General features: G+C 54.0%; 22 protein-coding genes. 1 reads left to right on the top strand and 21 read right to left on the bottom strand.

Annotated features, from left to right (window positions below; all coding sequences use genetic code 11):
* Window positions 1-396: 396 nt before the first annotated feature.
* Genes E0496_RS24070 through E0496_RS24060 form a run of 3 tightly spaced genes read right to left on the bottom strand, consistent with a single transcriptional unit; the run spans window position 397 to window position 2,932 of the window.
* Window positions 397-1,569, bottom strand: coding sequence for a class-II aminoacyl-tRNA synthetase family protein (locus E0496_RS24070; protein WP_141504297.1), 1,173 nt, complete (start codon window positions 1,567-1,569; stop codon window positions 397-399).
* Window positions 1,484-2,614, bottom strand: coding sequence for a hypothetical protein (locus E0496_RS24065; protein WP_141504296.1), 1,131 nt, complete (start codon window positions 2,612-2,614; stop codon window positions 1,484-1,486). The genes E0496_RS24070 and E0496_RS24065 overlap by 86 nt, the downstream gene beginning before the upstream one ends.
* 54 nt (window positions 2,615-2,668) lie before the next feature.
* Complete coding sequence (locus E0496_RS24060; RefSeq protein ID WP_141504295.1) at window positions 2,669-2,932, bottom strand: acyl carrier protein; 264 nt, start codon at window positions 2,930-2,932, stop codon at window positions 2,669-2,671.
* Window positions 2,933-3,050: 118 nt separating this feature from the next.
* On the opposite strand from E0496_RS24060, the gene E0496_RS24055 reads away from it, so the two are divergent.
* Window positions 3,051-3,902: a helix-turn-helix transcriptional regulator gene (locus E0496_RS24055; RefSeq protein ID WP_141504294.1), complete on the top strand. Its 852-nt coding sequence runs from the start codon at window positions 3,051-3,053 to the stop codon at window positions 3,900-3,902.
* Window positions 3,903-3,920: 18 nt separating this feature from the next.
* Here the strand turns inward: E0496_RS24055 and E0496_RS24050 are convergent, their stop codons facing one another.
* The 18 genes from E0496_RS24050 to E0496_RS23965 all read right to left on the bottom strand — a co-directional run bounded on the left by E0496_RS24050 (window position 3,921) and on the right by E0496_RS23965 (window position 24,311).
* Window positions 3,921-4,808, bottom strand: a complete 888-nt coding sequence (locus tag E0496_RS24050) for a sugar phosphate isomerase/epimerase family protein (protein ID WP_141504293.1) — start codon at window positions 4,806-4,808, stop codon at window positions 3,921-3,923.
* Window positions 4,808-5,758, bottom strand: coding sequence for a hypothetical protein (locus E0496_RS24045; RefSeq protein WP_141504292.1), 951 nt, complete (start codon window positions 5,756-5,758; stop codon window positions 4,808-4,810). Before E0496_RS24045 ends, E0496_RS24050 begins: the two co-directional genes overlap by 1 nt.
* A 47-nt stretch (window positions 5,759-5,805) precedes the next feature.
* Complete coding sequence (locus E0496_RS24040; RefSeq protein WP_141504291.1) at window positions 5,806-6,945, bottom strand: phenylacetate--CoA ligase family protein; 1,140 nt, start codon at window positions 6,943-6,945, stop codon at window positions 5,806-5,808.
* Window positions 6,942-7,205 (bottom strand): acyl carrier protein, encoded by a 264-nt coding sequence (locus E0496_RS24035; protein ID WP_141504290.1) that lies wholly within the window; start codon window positions 7,203-7,205, stop codon window positions 6,942-6,944. The genes E0496_RS24040 and E0496_RS24035 overlap by 4 nt, the downstream gene beginning before the upstream one ends.
* Window positions 7,159-8,766: a class I adenylate-forming enzyme family protein gene (locus E0496_RS24030; protein WP_141504289.1), complete on the bottom strand. Its 1,608-nt coding sequence runs from the start codon at window positions 8,764-8,766 to the stop codon at window positions 7,159-7,161. Before E0496_RS24030 ends, E0496_RS24035 begins: the two co-directional genes overlap by 47 nt.
* Complete coding sequence (locus E0496_RS24025) at window positions 8,763-10,580, bottom strand: ABC transporter ATP-binding protein (protein ID WP_161601543.1); 1,818 nt, start codon at window positions 10,578-10,580, stop codon at window positions 8,763-8,765. Before E0496_RS24025 ends, E0496_RS24030 begins: the two co-directional genes overlap by 4 nt.
* Window positions 10,567-11,937 carry a glycosyltransferase family 4 protein gene (locus tag E0496_RS24020; protein ID WP_161601542.1) on the bottom strand — a complete coding sequence of 457 codons (1,371 nt, stop codon included), beginning with the start codon at window positions 11,935-11,937 and terminating at the stop codon, window positions 10,567-10,569. The genes E0496_RS24025 and E0496_RS24020 overlap by 14 nt, the downstream gene beginning before the upstream one ends.
* Window positions 11,921-12,883: a DUF6005 family protein gene (locus E0496_RS24015; protein WP_141504286.1), complete on the bottom strand. Its 963-nt coding sequence runs from the start codon at window positions 12,881-12,883 to the stop codon at window positions 11,921-11,923. The genes E0496_RS24020 and E0496_RS24015 overlap by 17 nt, the downstream gene beginning before the upstream one ends.
* Window positions 12,880-13,164, bottom strand: a complete 285-nt coding sequence (locus E0496_RS24010) for an acyl carrier protein (protein WP_161601541.1) — start codon at window positions 13,162-13,164, stop codon at window positions 12,880-12,882. Before E0496_RS24010 ends, E0496_RS24015 begins: the two co-directional genes overlap by 4 nt.
* A gap of 57 nt (window positions 13,165-13,221) precedes the next feature.
* On the bottom strand, window positions 13,222-14,349 hold the full coding sequence (locus E0496_RS24005; RefSeq protein WP_141504284.1) for a DegT/DnrJ/EryC1/StrS family aminotransferase: 1,128 nt from the start codon (window positions 14,347-14,349) through the stop codon (window positions 13,222-13,224).
* A gap of 14 nt (window positions 14,350-14,363) precedes the next feature.
* Window positions 14,364-15,422, bottom strand: a complete 1,059-nt coding sequence (locus tag E0496_RS24000) for a Gfo/Idh/MocA family protein (protein ID WP_141504283.1) — start codon at window positions 15,420-15,422, stop codon at window positions 14,364-14,366.
* Window positions 15,419-15,688 carry a phosphopantetheine-binding protein gene (locus E0496_RS23995; protein ID WP_161601540.1) on the bottom strand — a complete coding sequence of 90 codons (270 nt, stop codon included), beginning with the start codon at window positions 15,686-15,688 and terminating at the stop codon, window positions 15,419-15,421. The genes E0496_RS24000 and E0496_RS23995 overlap by 4 nt, the downstream gene beginning before the upstream one ends.
* Window positions 15,688-17,043: an AMP-binding protein gene (locus E0496_RS23990; RefSeq protein WP_161601539.1), complete on the bottom strand. Its 1,356-nt coding sequence runs from the start codon at window positions 17,041-17,043 to the stop codon at window positions 15,688-15,690. Before E0496_RS23990 ends, E0496_RS23995 begins: the two co-directional genes overlap by 1 nt.
* Window positions 17,044-17,570: 527 nt before the next feature.
* A complete protein-coding gene (locus tag E0496_RS23985; protein ID WP_206669844.1) occupies window positions 17,571-18,233 on the bottom strand; it encodes an HAD family hydrolase in 663 nt (220 codons plus the stop codon).
* Window positions 18,234-18,327: 94 nt separating this feature from the next.
* Window positions 18,328-20,484, bottom strand: coding sequence for a carbohydrate-binding protein (locus E0496_RS23980; protein WP_241674954.1), 2,157 nt, complete (start codon window positions 20,482-20,484; stop codon window positions 18,328-18,330).
* A 373-nt stretch (window positions 20,485-20,857) separates the two neighbouring features.
* A complete protein-coding gene (locus E0496_RS23975; RefSeq protein ID WP_141504278.1) occupies window positions 20,858-22,408 on the bottom strand; it encodes an extracellular solute-binding protein in 1,551 nt (516 codons plus the stop codon).
* Between the two features lie 56 nt (window positions 22,409-22,464).
* Window positions 22,465-23,349: a carbohydrate ABC transporter permease gene (locus tag E0496_RS23970; protein ID WP_139997112.1), complete on the bottom strand. Its 885-nt coding sequence runs from the start codon at window positions 23,347-23,349 to the stop codon at window positions 22,465-22,467.
* A 35-nt stretch (window positions 23,350-23,384) separates the two neighbouring features.
* Complete coding sequence (locus tag E0496_RS23965; RefSeq protein WP_053374927.1) at window positions 23,385-24,311, bottom strand: ABC transporter permease; 927 nt, start codon at window positions 24,309-24,311, stop codon at window positions 23,385-23,387.
* Window positions 24,312-24,384: the final 73 nt, after the last annotated feature.

Genomic DNA, 24,384 nt, shown 5'->3' with positions numbered 1-24,384 from the left:
TTCCGTGTAATTCGAGATTTAAGCATTGACGAAATTAAGCGTCACTAGCTTTACATAAACCATAGTGGACTTTTCGTTTGATAGTTCAGATATATACTTCAAGGTAGAAAATCCAAAATGTTGGCACCAATTGGAGTTAAATTGTACTTTCTGCAGCGGCACTTCCACACGGTAACACAGGCAGATCAAAGTAACACAAAACCATCAACAATACCCGTGCTGCGCTACATTTCCTGCATTATGCTATCTCCACGGCTGTTTTACATTTGGAGTACGGAGGAATGGCTAACGGAATATGACGTGGAAATACAACTTGGTAAAATCGACACGCGCAACAAAGCCGCCTAGGAATACGTTCCCAGCCGGCCTTGGTCTTTGTTTTTGTTAAATAAATGATCACCTCAACCTTTGTGTTACCGTCATCATGGCACGGCCATGAAGCCTATCCTTGACGGCCGACGGCCATTCGTCCCATGCACCGTACTCCGCCAGCAGAGCAAATGCCCACCTGTCTATGCCAAAGGCAACGCAGCCCGATGACCATGGCAACCCCCCGGGACCTTTGACGTCAAACGGCTTGCAAAGCGAGTCTCCCATATGGTTAAAAGAGGCGATGGAAAACGTGCTGCGGGCCGGCGTTTCCACCAGCAATTCGTATTTCATCGACGCCATCTTCTGATGTTGGATTTTAAGCGCGTCTTCCGAGAAGTAGAAAGGATCATTCGCCGTCGTCAAGCTTCCGTGCAAGCCTAGCTCGATAAACAACGACCAAATTCCCTGCATCCACCAGCCTCGTTCTTCCTCCACGAAATCCGCGTCTCCGACGAATACGACTTCCCTCATGCCGAATTCGGTTAACCGATGGTTGCCCACCCTCCACTCCGCCTCGTGACGGAAGCAATTGCCCATAGCGGTAAGCCGCACAGGCCCGTCCAGCACTCGCCCAGACAATTCGGCATAACAGTGAAAGCATACCGCCGGCGCCAAGGCGTGCCGGCTTTGCCTTGCAAGCGCTGCGGGGTCTGCGGCCGTTTTAACCTGCCTGAGTGTGTCATATCGGTGGGGGAACTCGCTAACGACGAACAGATTTTGCGGGAAAGAGCGGATATACCCGCATTTCTCCAGCGTGTCGAGCCGAATCATGGAAGGATATCGGCGCAGTGCCGCCCCCCTATGGACGGCCATATCTTCGAACAGCCGATCGAGCAGCCCGATCAACTTAACCGCATAATCCCGCTTGACGCTTCCGTCCGCCGCGTAAGCTTGCTGCAGTGCTTTCTCGCGATCATCATCGTAGTCCCCTTCCGAAATACCCGATCTTTCGGGAGTTTGCTTAATCGTCCTGCTTCCAAGCGTGCGGATCACTCGTTCCTCAGCGATCATCGCTTCTGCTGTCGCTGTAATCTCCTCGCACGACTCCATGCTTACGGGCTCAATGACAACTTCCATCATTTCGGAATTCCAGTCGCAGCTCCTGATGCCCTCAACGCTGTATGCCAGCTTGGACATCAGCGATTCTGCCTGGTTTGCGGTCAGTATGCCCTTGCAGGACAACCGAATTTTCTCCACTAAAAGCGCCTCCCTTATCATACATGGGACGATGATGCGTCCCTGCTATGGCCTTCTTCAACAGTTCCTTCTCCAGACTTGCCCCATCGGACAATAGCGAGGATACCTTCGCGATGCTCCTCTTGTCTCCGCTCACTGAATATTTGAGCAGCAGGCCTACCGCGATCCCATGCGCTCTCTCAACCTCGGCATAAGTCGATTCGAGCGAAGCGTCCCGTAGGAAATCGTGCTCAAGCATGAAGCGGAGTCTTCTGCGCATGAGTTTTTTGTGCTCCCACAAAATATGCAGCAAGCGGATATCTACCACGTCCCGCCCCTGCTCAAGCCCTTGCAAATATTCCTGAATACGGTCATACACCTTGATCCCGTACGTATTTTCCAAGCATAAGTAAGAGGGCGGCTTCCATCCCCTGACATAACGGTCCATCGCGTCCACGGCGGACAACGAATCGAAGGCCGTATTTCGTTCATACTGAAAATAAGTTTTCGGCTTAAAGGACACCGACATCACGCGCTGGTCAAACCAATCGCTGTCCGGGTCGGCTGCCGCGTAAGCAGCCTCCATCTCGGCGAAGGAGCAGATCGTCTCGACATATCTCCCTCTCCGCAAATTGTCCGCAATATGCAGCGTTCCCGCTGCCTTATCGTAGCCGTAAATGAACATGTCATGATTGTGCGCCTGCCTGCCGTAAGCATCGGATTCCCGAATCTGTGACTGATCGGCCAAAAAGTAAACGTACTGCCCCATATCAATGGCCTCGATCGCGAATTGGACGATGCTTCCTTGCCATTTTTGCGCTACGATGTCCCGGTGCATGAATTGAAATTGAAGCCATGGACAGTCGAACAAAAGCGGGTCAAAGAAGCTGTCCTGTTTGTTGGTATAGTCGATCTTGCGGAGCGACCCGAAATAAACGAGTTGAATAAAGTTGTTGTACACCCACGGGAGCGTCTCCTCCCGGTTGCCGATCATGCAGAATAAATGGGCGATGTTGGGATACGTCTTGTAATCGTGGTCGTGCATGGGCAGCCGTTTCGTTGTCATGACGTCATCCTCCTTCTGTGGATTGTCCTAACGAACTCCTCTTGCCTAGACCGCTTAGGCCATCTTTCTGGCAATGCTTGCAGCAAACTGATCGATGGTGGCGAAATAATCGATGATCAGCTCGTCATCATCGAACGCAATATCAAAGTGTTGTTCGATGTGGACAAGCAGTTGAATCATGCGAAGCGAATCCACGCCCATATCGCGAATCTGGGCATAGATATCTGCATCGAATTCCAGAACCGGATTTCCGGTCATTTCCGCTATCATCTTCTTTAAATATTGAACCGTATCGCTACTCGCAGCATGAATGGACATGGGGCACACTCCCGTCTATTATTTGTTTCCTCCGCCTCACTCTTTTTAGCTATAATAGCTATATCTGGAATCCGCAGCTAAGTGCCGGCCTCATGATGTTGGTTAAGGGGGATAATTCATGTTAGAATGGCAGATTTCCCGGTTAATTCCGCTAAGCTTCGACCGCTTCCAAAATATATCCTGGGATGAGTGGATAAGCTCCAGTTTTCAACTGCTGTGGTCGCCGCAGCAAAGCTTCACATGCAATGTAGGCCATTCCATACAGAGCCTGGCACCTGGTCAGCCGCTTCTGATCGCGCCGCTGCAGACCGTCAGGCTCAACTCAGGCGAATCTCCTGCAATTCAAGCGGCCGCCTTCCAATTCCCTTCTCTTCTTGAATTAGACAGCTTCCCTCCATCGCTGAAGGGTCACATTAATTCAATTAGCAAGCAACTGTTATTACAGCTCCAAGCCTATCAACTGCCTATGGAGGCAGTTGATAGCGTCGCGCGCATTCATATCAGCAGCCTGCTGTTCTCCTTGCTGATGGAGAGCCTTCTTCTGCCGGACATCCAGTCCGCTCTACCTCAGGCAGAGGAAATACGAGAGTCCCCAGCCCAGTCGTCCAAAGCGCATAAGCGCAAAAAAAGCAGTCTGCCCATCGTCTATGCTGTCCGGTATATGCGCAAGCATCTGGACAATCCCGATCTCTCGCTTCAGGAGATCGCCAGCGCGATCGGATATAATCCAAACTACTTTTGTCAGGAATTCAGTCATATTTTCGGTGTGTCCCCTATCCGGCATCTGAACGAGCTGCGGGTTAGCAAGGCGCTTCATTATTTGGAGAATACGGACACTCCAGTCAAACAGATCTGCGAGCACGTCGGCATCCGTAACCCCGGAAATTTCACAGGCATGATCAAAAACCGACTGGGCATGACCCCCATAGAATACCGAAGACGATATCGGACGAAGACGATGGATGTATGAGACAAATGGTGCTCCTTGTTACCCACCTAAGCGGCCTGACGCGGGAATGAACGCAGGAAAACAAGGTTGTCCCTTGCCCTTGATCCATGCCATCTCTTCGGACAAATAGCGGTAGGGATCGCTTCCGAACCATTCCAAAGACAAGGAAGCTAGCTGCTCCCTGTCCCGGAGCAGCGAAAATATGGCATCATAGTCGACCGCGCCTTCCGCCAGCGGAACCATGCCTTCCCGCCTCCCTCCAGGGGCATACACGTTGTCCGGAGAGAAGACGTCAAGCTCGTGGCGACTCCGTACGTTCTTGCAGTGGTAGTGCATCGTCCATGGCGATAGTCGCTGATACGCGCTCGCGATATCATCGCCCGCTTCCCACAGGTGCAGGAAATCCAGGTTCACGCCCAGCATGGGATGATTAACCTCCCTAATCAACCGCAGCGTAGACGCTAAATTGTCTGCCAGTGTGCCGGGATGCGTCTCGATGACGGTGCGAATGCCGTGCTTCCACGCCAGTCCCGCCATCTCCCGCAGCCTGCCGACCGCTAGCAGCCAGTCCTCATCCCGCGATTGGCTACTAGACTTGTGACCGGCAAAAATCCGGATCTTGTCGCTTTCAAACATTCGTGCCAGCGCGATCAGATCTCTCCATTGACGCCAAGCTTTGGCGTCATGAAGCTCCTCCGGCTCGGCAAGCAATGGCACGTAACCGCTGATCATGGCAACCTTGAGCCCCCTTCGCCGCATGCCGAGCACGGCACGGGCCGCCTGCATCGGCATGCGGCGGGCCATGGCCGCGGCATGCGCGCCCCACAGCTCAATGCCCGCGAAGCCGTTAAGCGCCGCGAAGTCCAGCAGCTCCGGGAATGAGACCAGCTCATGCCGGAACGAAATGGAGCATAGATGAATGTTCATCACTCAGCCCCACCTCTCGCCGCCAAATATTCGAGAAGCTCCAGCTCTGCAAGCCGGGCTCCCTCCAGCTTGCGCAGCAGTCCTTCCCGGAGGTCCCCTGCCGGCCGGCGTTTCCCAAGCTTCGCCAGCAGCAGGTTAACGTTCATCCAGCCCCGCCTCACATCTTCCGCTCTTCGGGCGCCTTCTTCCGCTTCCCATTCCGAATATGATCCAAGCTCCCGATAGCTTTGCCATACGAGGCCTCGCATCCGGATCATGGCGGAGAGCGCGATCATGTTCTGCTCCGCCCACGTTCTGCGCCGTTCTTCTTCCCAATCGGCACTGGCTGTAACATCGGCGCAGAAGAGTTGGAAAGCTCTGCCCGCTTCCCTCCGATAACCGTTCAGAATCGCAGCCGACTCCTTGCGCAGTGATACCTCTCGAGAGGGCCGGCTGTAAGCAGCGTCCCAAGCCAGCTTGCAATACACCAGCTCATTCCTCCTCACGCTGGCTACCGAGAGCTCCGCCGCTGTCATCTCTCCTGCATAGCCAGCTACCGGGTCCACGACCTCATAACGGCCCTCCTCTTCTCTGTCAACCCGTCTATGGAGCAGAATGCTATGGTAGAAGCCGGCCGACTCGAACCCCAGCATGGACCTCGGGAAAAAACGCAGCTTGGAGGCTCTGCATAATACGATCGCCATTCCGCCTTCATCGAGCAGCGAGCTGACCGCCTCGGCGCTCCCCGAAGTCAGGTAGAAGCGGATACCGTATTCGAACTGCAAATCAATCCACTTCATGTTCCGAACGGACATCAGCATGCCGTCATAATATCCGATATGCCAGTATCCCAGCAGAAAATAGCGTGGATCGCCGCCGGAAAGCGATAGCGCCGCTACGATGCATGATGCCGTGCATTCCAGCGCGGCTAACCCAGCCGGGCTTTCGGGACGATAAACGTCTGTAACCATGTCCGTCTTCCTCCTCCTCAATAGTTAGATTAAACGAGATTACGAAATCAGGACACATGGCTGACGAAGGGATGGCACTTCCCGCTGACGGGATGAGCCTGAATCTCTTCTACATGCTCCACGACGATCTGCAATTCGTCTGCCAGAAGCACCTTCTTAAGCAAATTCGCAAGCTTGTCCGCCGCTTCTCCCAGCTCCGCGTCGCTGCTTTGGCTACCTGCAATACGGAGCCGGAATTCATAATGCGACTCCTGAACGAGTTGGAACTGCCTGACGCCAATATCTGTCGCCAGCCACTTGTAGAACCCATCAAGATAACGCAGTACGGCGGACTGAACTTCTCTGCCGGGAAGCTTGATGGAAGATTGCCGGAATGGCATCAGCGTAAGGATCGGCACGTCGGAGCCTTCGTCACGTCTAACTCTCCCCATGTCCCCCGTCCTGTAGCGCAGGAAGGGCAAGCTGTTCATGACGAAGGAAGTCACAACCAGCTCCCCTGTCTCGCCTTCGGGGACGGGCTGCAGCGTGATCGGGTCCAGCACCTCCACATATACGAGCGATTCGTCGATGCGAAGCACACCGTCCATGCCCGCGAAGGCGATAAGCCATATTTCCTCCATGCCGTAATAGTCCAGCATTGGCACACCGAAGACGCGCTCGATCTCTTTGCGTTGTCCCGGCTGCGAGTATTCACCCCAGTTCTGCAAGGCGACGAGCGAGTCAGCTATCGGCAACCCGTTTCTTTCCACATGCATGGCAAGCTCGTACAGCCCAGAGCAGCGCCCCTGAATCAGATGCGGCTTTTCCTGCATCATCCGGTTGCCGTACAGCGTCACCATTCTGCGGTCCGCTAGCAAGGCATTGCCCAGGAGCAGCATACGGCCGTTTGTCGGCACGCCTGCACGCCGCCTGCTCCGCTGAATCGCGAGCCCCAGCGCCCGCTGCTCCTCCCGCGTCTTCACGCAGCGGAACGGCGTGCCCGTGCTGCCCGAGGTATGGGAGACGATCAGCGGTTCCTGGGAGGGAAGCTCAAGCAGCACCCGATTGGCGTTAATCGTCGCCTTGTCCATAATGGGCAGATCGCGGAAGGATGCACCAGCACCTTGAAACCGCCGATAAAATGGATATTGCATGGCCGCCGTCGCCGCGGCCCGCTCCAGTCGTTCTGGTATCGTACTTCCTGTCATGAAGCAGCCTTCTCGCGAACGAAAGTGACAACGGATTCCACCGTGCTGAACACATGCGGCTGCAGGTCCTCGGCATCGGTTTCGAAGCCGAACCTCTGCTCCAGCAGCGTAAGCAGCTCCAGCACATGCAGCGAATCCAAATACAGATCGTTTAGCAGCGAATGCTCCAACCGGATGTCCTCCGGCCGCTGTCTCAGCAGCCCCGCCATAATGTCAATGACCATCAATTGCAACGGAGCTCTCTCTTCTTCCATGATCATCGTACCCCTCCTCAACTTTTGCTTGAATTGTTCTCCGGTCCAGCTTGCCTGTCTTCGTTCGTGGCAGCGCCGGGACGATTATAATGTCCCGGGGTCTTCCTGCCGCGGGAAGCCGTTCCCGGCAATACTCGAGCAGCTCTGTCACGGCTTTGGCATCGTTATAAGCGGAGCCCCCCTCTTCTAGGACAACAAATGCGACGGGTCGGCTTCCCGTTGCCGCATCCTTCATGCCCGCCGCGGCAGCCTCGGCCACAGCGGCATGCGACAGCAGAACATTCTCCAGCGTTTCCGGATGGAACAAGTGCCCTGCTACGTTGAACGCATAGTCCGATCGGCCGGTCAAATACAGATAGCCATCCTCATCCAGCCATCCCTCGTCCTTCGTCCGCAATCCAAGCGGCGTCAACGCCTCTGCCGTACGCTTCTCGTCGTTATAGTAACCCAGCATCACGTTATCGCCCCTGACAACGACCTCCCCCGTCTCGCCCGGCGGACAAGGCTGACCGTTATGGTAAATCGCAAGCTCAACGCCGGGCACGGCCTTCCCCGCCGAACCGGGCTTGACCGTAAGGCAGCGCGAAGGCAAATACGTCACGCGCGGCGATGCTTCCGTCAGACCGTAGCATGGCATGATGTCTGTGGCTGGCAGCCTGCTCTGCATGAGCAGCAGTATATCGGGCGGCATCGCCGCACCGACGACAATCAGCTTCCGCAGGCTTTGAAAATCCTCTGCCTGCCACTTGACGGATTTAGCAAGCGGCAGCATGACAGCAGGTACGGTACATAGAAACGTAGGCCGATACTCTCGGATCGCGGAAATAAGCTGCAACGGGTGGGTCAAGCCTGGCGCGAGAGCGATGTTCATTCCCGCATGAAGCGCAAGCAGCCATTCGCCCGTTACCGTCGAGCAGTAGCCCAGCGACTTCATAATGAGCACGCTGTCGCTTCCGCCTAACTCCAAACTCTGCTTAATGGACACAACATTAGACCAAATATTGCGCAAGCTCAGCATTATGCCCTTAGGCCTACCTGTGGAGCCCGAGCTCATGAAGATAAACGCCGTATCATGCGGCGGTACATACTGCCGTGTTCGTTCTGGAAGCTCGCGTGCCCTGTCTTGCATCGCGGTATTCCAAACCTCGCCCGTCTCGCCATCCATAAGCAGCGCTCCGTGTCCCGCAAGCACGGCCCAACCTTCTGACAGCCGCGAAGCCGAGAGCAGCGACGAGCTATAGAAGAAAAGCTCGGCCTCCAGATCGGCCAATATCGCTGGTATTTCCGCAATAGCAGAAGCGGTATGCAGCGGGACCGGTATGCCGTCTGCCAGCGCGACGGCCATAATGGCACGGAAGCACGCAGGGGAAGACGTCATCCAGATCGGCGCGATAAACCGCGGCCGAAGCTTCAGGCATCGAAGACGCTCCGCCATAAGTAGCGCCTCCCGGTAAAGCTCGTCGAAGCCCTTATATCGGCGTTCACCATCCCTATCGTAGAACATGCCGCGATCCGGCCTGGCGGTATCCTGCAGCCACTTCGCAAACGAAATCGGTATCGCGCTCATGCAGGCATCTCCCTCTTGGACAACTCAAGTGTCAAATCCGAAGGCACTGTCTCGCCTTCAAGCTCCTCCGCTTCCGAGATACGGCTTTGGCGGCTAAGTATCGCAAGGTAAGGTGCGCTTCCGCGCTTCAACAATTCGGCATGGCTGCCCTTATCCGTCACTTCCCCCGCTTCCATTACGTAGATCATGTCGGCTTCTTCCACGGTTTGAAGCCTGTGCGTGGACATCAGCGTCGTTTTCCCTTTCATCAGCTCGGCCAAAGCCTGCAATACCTGTCCCTCCGTCCCTCGATCAAGCGCCGAGGTTGGCTCGTCCAAGATTAGTACCTCTGGCTGTTGCAAGAATACTCTGGCGATGGCGACCCGCTGCCGCTGTCCACCCGACAATCCGTCGCCCCGATGGCCTAATAACGTAGTCAGCCCAACAGGTTGGCTGTCAATCCAGGAGCCTAAGTCCGCCTTTCTGGCAGCCTCGTAAATCTCCTCATCCGTTGCATCCAACCGTCCGATCGCGATATTATCGCGGATACTGCCCGCGAACAGAAAGCTCTCCTGGAACACTACCCCGATACGACGATTAAGAAATTCTCTTGACCATGCGGTATGCGGCACGCCTCCGAGCCGGATGACGCCGGTCTCTACCGGCATGAAGCCGAGGATCGCGCGGAATAATGTGCTTTTGCCCGAACCGCTTCTTCCGACAAACGCGGCCGTCTGCCCCTCCTTCAGAGCGAAGTCGACACCGTCCAATATTGTCTGTCCTCCGCCTAGTACCGTCAGACCCTCACCCTCGACAGTTGGCAGCCAAGACTGTCCCTTCTCTTCTGCCGCAGCGCCTTCGCGGGGCAACGGCTCCTCTGGCGAGCAGAGAAATTCCTCGATTCGCTTCATGGCCACTTCCCCGCCCTGGAGCTCCCCCACGAAATGGTTCATGGCCTGCACGGGGGCAAGCGCATTGTTTAAATATTGAACCAAAGCGACGAGCATGCCAATCGTCATCGTCCCGTCCATTACCCTGCCGGAGCCGAAGCCGTAGACCAATACGACGATGCCGCTTACCGCGAGCGAGCCTGCATGAGCTGACAGCACCCGGTACAGCGTATCTTTTACGCTTGCTCCCACCAGATTGCGATAGCGGGCTTCGTTCCGTTCCTGCTCCCATCGTTCCAGCCCGTGAATGCGAATCTCCCGAGAGCCCTCTATGCTCTCGTACAAATACGTGCCGATCTCCTCGTTGTGCGCCCTGACCGCGCCCGTATGGCGCATAATAAGCGAACGGAACATCCGGGGAATCGCCAGCAGAATGGGGATAACCGCGAGTGCCGCTAGCGCAAGCTGCCAATCCAGGTAGAAAATGACCGCAAGCGCGAACAACAGCGTGTACCACTGGGAGAGCAGCTCCTTGACCACATGGTTCAAAAAGTTGCCCATCGTCGCGGTGTCCATGCCCATTAACGCGGAATATTTGCCCGCGCCATGCCGTTCAATCTCAGCCATTGGCAATCGGCGAAGATGTGCCAGAATGACTTCCCGCAGGTCCAGCGTATGCCGGATGCCCAAGTATCGGAACATGGCGGCTTGCACGGTCCCGAGCAGCATGGAGCCAATCGCGAGTCCTCCCGAAGTGAGCAGCAGCGGCGCAAGCAGCTCCTTTTCGCCCCCCGTCAATACCCGATCGATCAGTACCAAGAACAGGTAAGGCTGCACAAGCTGACAGGTTAAGCTCAACAAGGCACAAGCATATGCGGCCGCCGTGAGTGGCCAACGAATCCGGACATAAGGCGTCAGACGCATAAACAATCTAATGCTCTGCATAAGCAGTCCTCCCCGCATAATGGCTTGCAATCGGTTTGACGAGCGGCATCCATTCCGTAAGCGGCGTTTCAGATGGAGAAGTTACAATTCGTAGCAGTGACTGCCCATGGAATGGCAGCTGCTGCAAATGCTCCAATCGGTACAGCTTCGCCTGCTGCGGCAGGCTTTGTCCCATCGTCGCGACGACGTTCATCTGCTCCGGTTCGATGATTGCCGATCCCGCGGCGAGCTCGATCTCACGGACGACTGCTGAGAATATGTCCCGGTTATCGTACCTTTCCGCCGATGTCGCAGCCTGCCGGGACATGCGCGTCCGCAAGCCGTCGTCCATAAGCAGCGTTAGGACTGCTTTCGACGCCTGGCACTCGTCCACGACAGGGTATGGCCCATCCCATTCGCAAGGAACGAGCAAGCCGTCCTCTCCGTCGTTCACCACGTCGCGGAATCCATTCCAGCCTGCGCACACGGCCGGTACCCCCCAAGCTTTCGCTTCCAACAGGTTGTAGCCGAACGTCTCTCCGGGATCAGTCGAGACGTTGACGAGCAGATCGGATTCCGCGAACAAAGCCTCCTTTACTTCCCCTTCAACAGCGTTTGCGAAGATAACGTGACGGTCTAATTCAAGGCTCGCGACCAACTCCCTGATCAACGCTTCGTAACCCTCGATTTGCGCCTTATCCCTACCTGTATACTCCCCAGCGACGGTAAGACTGGCATCCGGCAATACGTCCAGCACAGCAGCGAACATCCGCAGCAGCAGCTCGATGTTTTTTACGTCCTCCAACCGGCCGATGGACAGCAGCCTTCGCCCGTTTCTTCGTCCGAGTGCCTCCTCTACCTCACGCCAGGCTCTTGATTCTATAGCCAGCGGTATAACCTTGGCCAGCTCGTAACGAGGAGAGATTCGGCACAATGCATCTTTGCTGCTCGGCGTAGAGCATAGCAGAACGTCCCGTTCACTCAGGAACGGGGCAATGGCCAGCCATTGCCGCAGCCAATGCTCGGATGCCACCGAATGTGCGATAAACAAAAAGCCGAGATCGATGCCGCCCGCTGCCCTGCCCATAAACAGGTAGGGGGCAAGCGCGGAAATGTTTAGATACAAGGTCTTCACGTCATAGTGACTACACAACTCCGAAAGCCCGTCCGACATACGCTGCAGCGACTCCGGCCACTCCCGAACGAATCGTTCAACCGAGCCGCCGAAGAGGCGGTACAAGGCGAGCGGGGGAATCGGCACCAGCTCCGCATGCTGGCCCATGTAACGAACCCAGTTGGAATCAATTGCCCGCTCGTTCACCATTCTCGCCGAGCCGGAAGAATAACCGATACGGAGCTTCTTATCCGACCCGCTCATGCCCCGTCGCCTCCCATCGTTCGAACATCGTGCACAATGCCCCCTGAATGTCGTGCTCCAGTTCAGCCAGCTTCGCGAGCTTCGCCCGCGCATCAGTCAGCTTGGCATGGTTGCCAAGCACTCCCAGCCTCACGATGACAAGCACAATATTTTCCCATTTGACGAGCAATTGATCCAGCATTTCCAGAACAGGCGCTCCATCCCCGCCGCCTGTGTCAGCAAAATAACGGGCCACCTCCCCGAGTCCCTTCCAGCGCTTCGCAATGACCCCTACCTGCCCTATGCTGGCGTACAGCTTCACCGCCGTATAGTTCGGGGTACCGTTCTCGATTTGGCGCAGATAATCATCCACGCCCAGTATCAACGGACTCGTCCCCAAGTCGAAATGCATGCGGAACGCCTCTCCTGCAAGCATGCGGCTAGGCTCCGATGCTTTGTCCAGGCGAATCGTAATGCCGGAGCTCAGTCCCCCGCAAGTAAAGGCTTCGAAAAGCACCGAACGTGCGATCTCCCCTTCCCAATCGAAGAAGGGATCCACCGCCCGAAAGCCACCGCCGTCCTGACCAAGCTCCACGATGAGCATGTGCGGCATATGCTTCAGTCCGTAGCAGATCGCGGAATGAGGCATGTAATACAGATCAACGAGCACAATAACGGATACCGTCTCACTCGCCTCCGCCAACTCCTCAGCCAGCTGCGCGAACTTCCTTTCCTTCTCCCACTCTGGCTCTAGCCAGCGTGTGAGGCACGGTCCATACAACTGCTCGAACCGCCGCAGATCGAGATCGGGATCGATTTCTTCCGAATAGTAGGAAAACCCGTCTTCATCCCCAATGAACGGAGCATTCCAGACGCCCAGATAGATCGGACGCGGGTCCATATCCGTCCGGTTCCGTACAAGATACGCCAAACAATCCAATAAGCAATGAATCGGCGGGCCGTTCATGCCTTATCCTCCTTTCGTTTGGTGCATATGCTGTCCGCCAGTCCTCCCAAGGTCCCGACGACCTCGGATTGCAGTTCTCCGTCGGCCAGCGTCAATCCGTACCGCTGCTCCACGCGAAGGATCAAATTAATCATGACAAATGAATCCACGCCAGCAAGCTCCAGCAGGTCATGCTCACCGATTCGTCCCGCAAGCCCGGAATCATCGATTAGCTCCCCAATGTCTTCCCGCAGGCATCTAATAATGCCTTTGCGTTCTTCTTCCCGTTCTATGCCTGCCATCACCATTCACACTCCCCATGCTCGTATTCGGCTCCCCTATCACATGACAACGGGCCGTTAACACCGATAAGCAGGCGAAGCAAGCGCCGCTATTAGCCCTTCCGCCACCTCAAGTACCGCCTCCTCATTCATGCCGATGTGCATGGGCAGAGACAGAATGCGCTCCGAACAGAACTCCGCGACCGGAAAGTCTCCCGGCTTGTAGCCCAGATGGCGGAACGCCGGCAGAAGGTGTACAGGCAGCGGATATTGCACCGCGGTCAAGATGCCTTTCTTCTGCAAATAACGCCGAGCGCTCTCCCTTGCCTCCACAGGCAATCTCACTACGTACAGATGAAACACATGGCTGTCATCGCCGCGGTGCACAGGCAGTACGATACCGTTGACCTCACCCAAATAACGTTCGTAAAGCCCCGCTATCCGTCTACGATGCGCCGACCACTCATCCAGCCGCTCCAGCTTTAGACTAAGCGCAAGCGCTTGCAAGGCATCCAGCCTGCTGTTGTAGCCTGGTATATCATGCGTATACCGCGTCTCCCCGCCGTGATTGCGAAGCTTGCGAACGGTCGACAGCAGCGACTCATCCGAGGTAACGATAGCTCCACCATCGCCGAGCGCCCCTAAGTTTTTGTCCGGATAAAAGCTGAAGCAGCCCACATCGCCTGCGCTGCCGGCAGGCATGCCGCCCAGTCTCGCTCCCGCAGCTTGGGCGCTATCCTCTACGACAGCGATTCCCCGCTCTCGCACAAGCGAGATCCATGGCGACATATCCACCATCTGACCGTATAGATGTACGGGAATGACGGCTTTCGTGCGCGGGGTCAGCTTCTCCATCAGACTCTCCGGATCGATGAGATAGCTTCCCAAGTCGCAATCCGCAAGCACCGGCGTCGCTCCCGTATGATGAATCGCTTCGGCGGTCGCGACGAACGTATTGGTGGCCGTGACTACCTCGTCGCCAGGCCCTATGCCGAGCGCTTTGAGCGCCAGGAACAGCGCATCGGTTCCATTGCCGACGCCAGCCGCGTGAGCCGTTCCGGAATATCGGGCGAATGCCCGTTCGAATTCCGTAACTGGCTGCCCGCCGACGAATACGCCCTTCGCGGCCAATTGTCCCGCTGCGGCAAACCACGCTTCCTTAATTTGTTCAAATTCCAACTGCGGTCCCGCGAACAATATTCCCATGCCTTTCCCCCTTGTTAAACTACTCCCTGTGACAGGTGCTTATCTCCGGCAGCCAAGCGATGCCCTAAGTCTCCCTGTGCGGCAGATGCTCTTATTTCGTCCATCACGATCATGCCTTCGATGGCCTCCTCTAACGTAACGGCAAGCTCGCCCTCTCCGAACAGCTTGGCAGCAAACGAGCCATAAATATGGCGCACCGCGTCCATGTCTCCCCGATAACTCTTCTTGCCGGAATTCGAGGAGGGAAGCAGGTTAGGAGGCCCGTTCACCAACTGCAGGACGGCTTCGCCCTGCCCTGTGATCCGAAGGGTTCCGAACTCCCCACCGACGATCCACTGCGGGTCAGCCGCGTGGGAGCCGAAGTGGATGTTCAGCATAAGCAGAATGCCGTTATCCAGCTCAAGATGAGCCGTCACGCAATCCTCCGCGTCTCCCTTACCGAGGCGCAGGCGATGGAGCATCGCAGTCATGCTTGTTCGAGGGCCTAGCTTGAGATGCAGCAGTTGGTCTATTAAATGAACGCCCCAGTCCAGCAGCGCCCCTCCGCCGTAGGCGCTCTCGTCCCTCCAGGAAGGCCGGAAGGACTGCACGCCAAACGAGGCACCGGAGCCGAATTGATGATGTCGTCGTTCTACGAATTGTATCCTGCCAAGCACGCCACTCTGAAGCACCTCCTTCAGAATTGCCATGGCGGGGTCGAACCGTTTGTTATGAAACACGGTGACGATCCCGCCATGCTTATGGGATAGCTCCCGCAGCAGCATCGCTTCTTCCGCGTTGACGGTCACGGGCTTCTCGATGAGCACATGCTTGCCGCGGCGCAGCACCTCTGACGCGATTGCGTAGTGGCTGCGCGGAGGCGTCGCAATCAGTACCGCGTCCGTCTCGCCGTCCATAAGCTCGTCGAGCCCTTCCCAAGCGGTCAAGCCTCTGCGCTCCGCCAGCTCCCGCCTTTGCGGCGTCAGATCGAATACACCGGTGATGTGGTATTCTTGCATTTTCCTCAGCAGCGGCAGATGGGTTAGCTCGACGATGCGACCAAAGCCCGCAATCCCCAGATTCACCTGCTTCATAGGAGAGCTGCTCCCAATTTCTGTAGGGCGACAACAAAATCAGTCAAGCTTCCGACCGTAGCGAACACGCTCGGATCGACGTCCTCTTCGGGAAAAGATACTTCAAAATACTCTTCGATATACACTGCAAGCTGAAGAATCATAATGGAATCCAGGTTCAAATCCTCGTTCAGCCTTTCCGTTTCGTTTAGCTCAGCAGGCGCCGCGACATCAAGCTCTTCCACGATAATCTTGCGCAGCCCTTCAACAATGCTAATGCGTTCCATTATTGTTCCTCCTCCCATTTACGAAGCCATCTTCTGCTTATTTTTCCCGACGTCTTGCGCGGGATTTCATCCACGAGCCGCACGGCGCTCGGTACTTTATAGCCAGGCAGCAGCTTCGAACACTCCGCCCGTACCGCCTCCGCGCCGATCTTTCCGTCGGCCACAATCATTGCTTTGACTGTCTCTCCCCACACGGAGTGCGCAGCTCCGTACACGACCACCTCCCTCACGCCATCTATTCTGGCAATTGCCCTCTCTACCTCGCTAGGCATAACCTTTTGCCCCGACACGTTGATCAGATCGTCCAGCCTGCCCAGCACCCGTAGTTCGCCTCCTGCCGTTATGACGCCTATATCCCCCGTCCTCACTACCTGCGTACCGTTTCTTGCCACGAGTTCACCCGCGGTGACTTCGGATGAGGCTGCGCCTTCGCCATGCTCCTCCGGGAGACTCTCCGACGTTACATGCAGATGAGCCAGCGGCCGCCCCGCCTCGTCAGGACGCACCGGCCCTGCCTTAAGGGAGATGCAGCCGATCTCGGAGCAGCCATACTGCTGCCATACCTCACCAGCCGCCCTCCTCAGCTTCTCCAGCATGCTTTCGGTCAACGGAGCACCGGAGCTGATTGCCTTCCGGTAACGAACCTCGCCTTTGCTAAGCGAATCCATAAGTCCGTATAAGAAAGGAACCGCGTAGACGATACTGTCCGGGTTATCACGGATATGGCGCAATGCGGCCTTCGGATTCCGGGTATGGACGACGTGCGGGATATCTTCTCTTGCCCAAGCGGCCAGCACGCCCGTAATTAGGCCGTATGAATGGGACACCGGCACAAGTACAAGCGGGGGTTCCCCGCCTGCAGCCGCAAGCGAGCTATTGTAGCTTACCGTCTCCCTTGCGATATCGGACCAAGCCCGGCTGATTAGCTTTGGATCGCCGGTCGTACCTGAACTGAACTGCAGCAGCGAGGGCTCAAATTGCCGCTCCATTTCTGCCAGTGTTCTAATGAACGTTGAGCGGCTCGCCCCATATCCAGGTATCCTGTCCCCGTGTTCTGGAAACTGTAAAGAGAGCGCTTGCATAGGCGAGTCTAGAAGCAATGCCCGGCATCCTGCGTTCGCCGCCATCGCCGCTGCTTCATCGTTCGGCGTATCTCCATGAAGCAGCAGAGCCGAGGCATGATGCTCGCGGAAGTAGATTACCGCAGCCAAGATGTCTACCGGATCGCGCAGCCGGATCGCGTAACGGTGCCCTTCGGGCGAGCGGCAAGGCTCCAGTTCTCCGATCATCCGCATCCGCGATGCGAACTGCGCTTTGCTCCAGGTATTGCCGTCTACTTTCAGCATGGGGTCCATAGCGCAACAACTCCTTTTTCTTACGATTCTAGGGTTGTCCACCTCCTTATTCAATATATAATTCTTCAGAATGTGCGCCATTTTTCAGGATTGGCGAGGCGTCCGGGAAACGTCCGACACCTATCGACGGAACTCCCCATTATTCGACCGGATACTCGCTGCAGCTTTGCTCTGACAGGCATGGATTCCAGCGTATCTTAGAATCATTTTCGTACAAAAAATCGCTTCGCCACATCCATCGAGTTGGGATTAAGGTTGAGGTTGAGGTTGAGGTTGAGGTTGAGATCGGAATTGAGACTGATAAGGAGATGTACGTTTTGATGTAGATATAGATTAAAGTTTAAATGTTGATGAAAAATACAAATAAACCAAATACAGCATCTCAGAACTTCTCAAGCAAAACAAAAGGCAGGTCCGCTAGCAGCTAATCTGCTCAAGGGACTGCCCTATACAATGTTTGCTTTAATTGGGACCAAGCTAGCATCCGAATTAAACTCGCTATTCGGCTCACCGGAACAATTAAGACCTTAGCGGACAGCGAGCTGCTCCAAAACAAATTGTTTAAAAGCTTCGACACGATCAAAGACCCGCTCCGGCTCGATACGGTAATGCTTGTCCTGCACGATGGACATCCACTGCGCCGCAAAGGTCCGCATTCCCGCCTCTTGTCCGGCTAACATGTCGTCGTTGCTGTCGCCCACGAATACCGTATGCTCACGCGACCAGCCCAGCCCGCTCAAAATCTGTTCGATTCCTTCGGCAGAGGGCTTACGCTTGGCCACATCATCGCCAGTAACGATCTGGTCGAAGGTAATTTCCCATCCCAGCTTATCCAGCGATATATCCAGCGTGCGCCGAGATTTCCCTGTAAACAGCGCAATGCCAAGCCCCGCTTGGCGTAAATCTCGAAGCAGCTCCGCAATCTCGACATTGCGTTCGACAAGCTCCTCATGGTGCTGCTCATAATCGGCCAGAAATTCGCTTACGGCCACATCCACTCTATCCCGATTGCTCAGGTGCATCTCAATGATTTGGAGCTCCGTCGGTCCAGCGACCTTATAAATATCTTCAATCGTTATCTTGCGGTTATCATGCCTTTCAAATACGCCTGCGCAAGCCATGAACATGACCGGCCAGGTGTCCGCCAGCGTCCCGTCAAAATCAAAAATGATATGCTTGATTTCTCTCATCATTCTCTCTCCTCTCCTACTCCACTCTTCTATTATATAGGCCAAAAAGGCGATCCCGCTAGGGGAACGCCTTTTTCCGTTTGATAAACCAACATTACTGATGGCTAGTCGGGTGATTAACCGTCAACGGAATCTCGTTGTTGAACAATCGGTTAATATCGCCGGTTAGCCGCAAATAAAAATCAGAGGACACCGCGACGCCGTCGGCATCAAGGGTGAGGAAATATTGATTGTTCGGAATCATAGAGCTGTTTTCTGCTGCTTTGGCAATGGCTGTCGCTTCGTCATACTCATCAAACATCGCTATATAACCTGTATTTACGCCTATACTCTTCAGATTATAAGCTTGCCGCCACATAAAGTCGCCATGCAGCCGCGGAATCTCGTTGACCGGTCCGTTTTTCATGTTTTTCCAGGCGAAGCCCGGCCAGATGACTGGCTGATACACGATTCCGTTCGCTTGGGTAAAAGCAAAGTCCGGCTCCCACTGATTCGTCTTGTAGTGGTCTGCTCCTGACAACTGGCTGAACCGGCCGACAAACCAAGGCGAGAGCATATCCAGCGACTTGTAAACATCAAGGAAGCCAGGCTTGGAATCCTCATTGCCGTTGCGCCAGTGCGTAGGCACGCCGCCGATGACGTAGTAGCCTTGATTTTTAAACCAAGTGATCAGCTCTGCCGATTCGGCTGCCGTTCCTGGACGATCGGTAAAACCAATGCCCCAAATGCAAATGACAGGCTTGCCATTCTGCTTCGCGTAAGCGGACGAGGAGGTCAAATTCATCGTTCCGACTACATTGTTGGTGAAGTCCGTCTTTACGGCATTGACCCATTGGCTCGCATTCAGGTCCGTAATGTCGTACATCACATAAAATTTACGGCCGTACGACTCTGCTGCATTCTTTACTTTGACAGCTACGCTGTCGCGGTTCTGATTCCAGTTATTCGGCGCATAGTTCGCATCCGCCCCGAATCTTTGCAGCGCTGCTCCGTTGATATTATAGGTCTGCATCCATTCAAAATGCTTATTAACCGTTTCCTGGTCGTACGAGGAGAACAGCTTCGCAGGCTGGCCGTTTCCTAAATTGCCGAGGTTCGTTTGATAGAGCTTCGTGTATTCCCTTAAATCGGGATACATTTCAAAGTTGACATTGGAATTAGCCGTCAGGTTGTTGTTATTCTTCGACCAGTGCGTCCAATTGTTAAGCGGTGAGCCGTCCCCTCCTGCTGTAAACCAGCCTTGGTAGCCGGCAAAAATTTTGCCGACGACATCTCCGCCCGTCGATGCAGGCGAGAACTTAAACCAGTTTATATTAAACAAGTTCCCCGCACCTCCCGTAAATTTCAGAAACAACTGCTGAACTCCACTTACCGGAGTGATCGTACAGTTTTTGGTTGTCCATGACTGCCAGCCGCCTGTGCTCGTAACGGCGCACGTACCAGCCAGCGTGCCTGTTGCGCTCCCCAGCCTAATTTCGATATTGCCGCCGCTGGTTTGGCTGGCAACCCGGAACGAAACGGTGGAAGCCACGCTGCCGAAATCGACATTGTTAAATGCAATGTAATCGCCATTATCAATATAGGCAACATTTTGCCCACCCTCGCTTGACCCCTCTAGCTGGATGCCAAACTGGCTGCTATAGCTCGAAGCTGGCGTTTGAGCAAAGGCTGAGAAAGAAGCAGGTCCAGCCGTCGCGGATGGCGAAGGCGATGCGGAAGGTGACGGAGTCGGTGTAGGAGCAACCGTCGGGCCATACACTTCCAGCTCGGCAATCTGTCCGCCTGTTGCGCCTGTGTTCGCTGTAATATTTACTTTAATATAGCGAGCATTCGTGTTCGTAAAATTAATCGTTGCCGTATTTGTGCCCGCGCTGAAAACATAAGCGGCAGACGCGATGGCTGTGCTATAGCTTGCATCGTCGCTGCTGGTCTGCACGGATAATGTCTGCGTTCGTGCGCCCCATGAAGGCGGAAGCTTCAGCACAAGCTGGTTCACAGTTTGGCTGCTGCCCAGATCGACCCGCAGCCAGTTTGGATAGCTGCCCGCCGCCCCTTCCCAATAGGTACTGGTACTGCCGTCTGTTGCATTTGAAGCCGCGTAGCTCTGCGTATGGCTGCTCTCTGTTACGCTTTTGTTTAACGCTAAATTGGTAGCTGCCGACACCTTGGATGGATAAAGCGATAGCTGTGTGGAGATCAGTGCGATTGCCAGAAAAACAATCAGATACAAATGTCTTTTCCCATTAGCCAACATAAATGCCCTCCTCAAATGAAGTGGTTAGAAAGACTTCTTCAGGCCAAAGCTTCTTTATGTAACATCCTCCTCCAAAGCCCTCTGCGCAGCTGCTGCCCGCTCTTTTCGCTCGATCCTACCACCTCCTCCATTCCTCATCATATGGGCAAAAAAAGAGCCTGGTCCCGGAGGACCAGGCTCGCGTTTCAAGGCTGCTGGTTGTACATACGATACAGGAGCACTGCCACTTCTGCTCGTGTAGGACTGCTTTGATTAACAGGCCATCGCTCAGCCTCATAACCAACAAAACAAAATGTATTCGCTTACATTACGCTTTAAAAGGAGAAGCCTTCCTTCTTTACATTAGGTTGGCTTCCCGCTCGAGTCATGCTTATTTTTTGGTAGCTAGAAATTCATCGATTTGTCTTTGCGTTTCAGCGATGATGACATCGAGGCCGTTTTTCTTCTGCGTCTCGATATAATCAGCTACAGCCTTCTCGACATCCTTCACCACGCCGAATTCAATCGGACGGTTCAATTCGTCATTCGCAGTATCGCGTTTGGCAATTTCGTTCTTCATATTGTCTTCTGCGATAAACAAACCATCAATCGGCGAGTTCACGTTGTTAGGCTGGCTTGCGAATTCGGCTTCTTTCACCCAGAAATCCGGTCCGTAAGTCATTGTCGGACGCATGAATTGCGGTTTCCAGAATGCCCATTGGCCGCCCCACTCCATGTAGTTGCTCGTCGTCGTTTCCATGCCTTCCGGATATTCCGCTGTTTCGCCGTTCAACACATAGGTTTTGCCTTCGATACCGTATTGGACCAGGTCATAAAGCGTTTTGTCCGTTTCGATCATATCCAGCAAACGAAGCACACGTTCCGGGTTTTTCGAATTGCGGTTGATCGCAACCACGTTGGCAAGAGCCGTGCGGTTAACGAAACGTTTGTCCGGATAAAGCTCTGCGGATTCCATTTTGAAAGCAGGATCGGAGAAGCCAGGATTTGCGCTTACCCATTCATGTGAGGTAACCGTAAACAGCTTTTTGCCGTTTCTCCATTCTGCCGCCTCATCGGATTTATCAATCATCGCATCTCTGTTGATCAGGTTGTCGTCATACCAAACCTTTGCCAGCTTGGCAGCTTCCAAGTAGAACGGCTGCTGTTCAACCGCTTGCACCGTAATTTTATCATCAGCCAAATAGAAGCCTAGGCCGTGGAAGTTCAGATCCACCCACTCATCACGAATCATAATGAGGGAAACGGGCGGCGTCCGGGAAATTCTTTCGTTTGGATATGCTTTTTTCAACTCGCGAAGCAAGCGGTCAACGTCCTCAATCGTCTTGATCGAGCCAGCAGGAATATCAAGGCCCGCTTTCTCCACCAAGTCAGAGCGCCAGCCGGTAAACTTACGCTCATTCATCTTCATCGTCCATGGAAGACCCACGATATTGCCGTTCACTGTTGCAGCTGCAAGCGTCCCTTGCTCTTCATATTTCTTGTGAAGATTAGGCGCAAACTCTGGCAGCAGATCATTTAATGCCATATAGGAGCCCTTCGCAGCCATCTGCTTGTACGACAGCCAGTCGCCGTCGAAGTTCATATCCCAGCTATCGCCGGAAGCAGCCATCACGAGCATTTTTTCTTTAAAATCGCCAAACGGAATGAAGTTGATATCAAACTTAACGTTTAGACCCTTCGCCTTGACATATTCGCTAACCTTGGACCATACCTCGTCCGTAGCCGCCTTCTTGTCTCCTCCAAAATAAAACTTGAGAGTCACTTCTTCTTCCGGCTTCTCTCCGGTTTCACCGGCAGGTGCGTTTGTGGCGGAACCATTGTTTGTCGTTTTTTCGTTGTTCGAGCTGCATGCTGCCAATATAACGCCGAATAGCATAATGACGGCAATGAGTAACGGCAGTCTTGCTTTTCTTTTTTGCATCTGAACCTCTCCCCTTAGTATGTGATTTATATACTACACGGCTTTAGCCGAGGTAGTCATCCTTTTACCGCACCAACCATCAAGCCTTTTACGAAAAAACGCTGAACGAACGGATACAAGAATATGATTGGCCCAATCGTGACAACGGTTAGCGCCATCTTGATCGATTCCGATGGAATTTGCGCCGAGATGCGCTGCATGGCTGATGCGTTGCTGGAACTCTTCAAAAATTCGACATTCGAGATCAGCGTTCGCAGCAGCAGCTGCAGCGGTTGAAGCTCCTGCTTATCGACGAACATAAGCCCAAGGAACCAGTCATTCCAGTAGCTCAGGGCCACGAACAGCCCTACGGTGGCAAGCACTGGCAAGGACAGCGGCATAATCAAGCGATAAAAGATTTTGAAATCGCCGGCGCCGTCCATTTTGGCCGATTCATTCATATCCTCGGGTATGGAGAGCATAAAGTTGCGAATGAGAAACATATTGAAAGCATTCGCAAGCATAGGCAGAATAAGCGCCCACAGCGTATCCTTCAGATCCAAATAACGAACGCAAATGATGTACCATGGCACCAAGCCGCCATTAAACAGCATCGTGACAATAACGTAGATCGACAAGATGTTCCGGTATTTGAACGATCGCCTCGCCATGACATAAGCGCCCATGCTCGTGACGAACAGGGACAGTACGGTACCGACCACCGTCACGAACAGGCTGACGCCGTAAGCGTCAAATATGCGGTTGGAGCCGAGAAACAAAATGCGGTAGGAATCAAACGTAATGCTTTTTGGCCAAAGCGTGTAGCCATAATCCATAATGTCCTTCTCCGTGCTGAGCGAGCCTGATATGACCATAATAAACGGGAACAGGCAGGACAGGCTGAACAGGGAGATTGCTACAATAATAATAAACTGTGAGATTGAAAACTTTTTGGCTACCATATGGATGGTCCTCCCTTGATGTGATATGACGTTAGTTAGAAAATCGCAGAGTCCTTGTCTATTTTGCGAGCTGCATAGTTGCTTCCGATAATAAGCACGAAGGCAATGATCGATTGCAGGAAGCCCGCCGCAGATGCCATGCCGATATCTCCCGACTTGCGCAAGCTGCGATAAACGAAGGTATCAATAACGTCAGTCGTTGGGAACAAGAGAGAGGCATCGCCAACCATGGCGTAAAACATGCCGAAATCCGCATTCATGATTCGTCCGACAGCAAGCAAGGTCAAAATAATAATGGTTGGCCGCAGCATCGGAATGCTGATATACCGGATCTGCTGCCATCTGGTGGCCCCGTCAATGGATGCTGCCTCGTAATACGAATTATCGATGGACGTTAGGGCAGCCAGATAAATGATCGTGCCATATCCCGTCACCTTCCACCGCACGGCAATCGTAAGAATGAGCGGCCACAAACCCGCTTCGCTATAAAAGTCGATCGGCTGCATGCCAATCGTTTCCAACAACCGATTGATTGCTCCGCTTTCGAAATTCATGAGATTGTAAGCGAACACGCCTACAACGATCCATGAGATGAAGAATGGCAGAAAGGTCAGCGACTGCGTGACTCGCTTGAAATATTTGTTCCTGATCTCGTTGAGCAGCAAAGCAAAACCTACTTCAAACAATAGCCCTACCGTAATAAACAGTGCATTCAGCAGGATCGTGTTCCTCATGGCCCGGAATGCGGTGGAGGAGGAGAACAAATAGTCAAAGTTGTTCAGCAGTGGATCCATCCAATCGCTTCCAAAGATGCCTTTGGCGAAGTCAAAATCCTTAAAGGCAATGACAAGGCCGGCGAGCGGCAAATAATTAAAGAGAAAGAGGAGCGTCGCCACAGGCAGGAACATAAGCAGCAGGGTGCGATTTCTAAGTAATTCCCGAATGACTCCATTAGATTTCATATCGATTTCCCTTTCCCAAATGTGATACTTTTATTCTAATGGAGCCCCTACAGGCTTACTATGAGCCATTCTT

The sequence above is a fragment of the Paenibacillus luteus genome (genome assembly GCF_006542765.1).
GTDB lineage: Bacteria > Bacillota > Bacilli > Paenibacillales > Paenibacillaceae > Pristimantibacillus > Pristimantibacillus luteus.
Note: the sequence above shows the minus strand (reverse complement) of the source record. Positions and strands in the feature narration are given on the sequence as shown.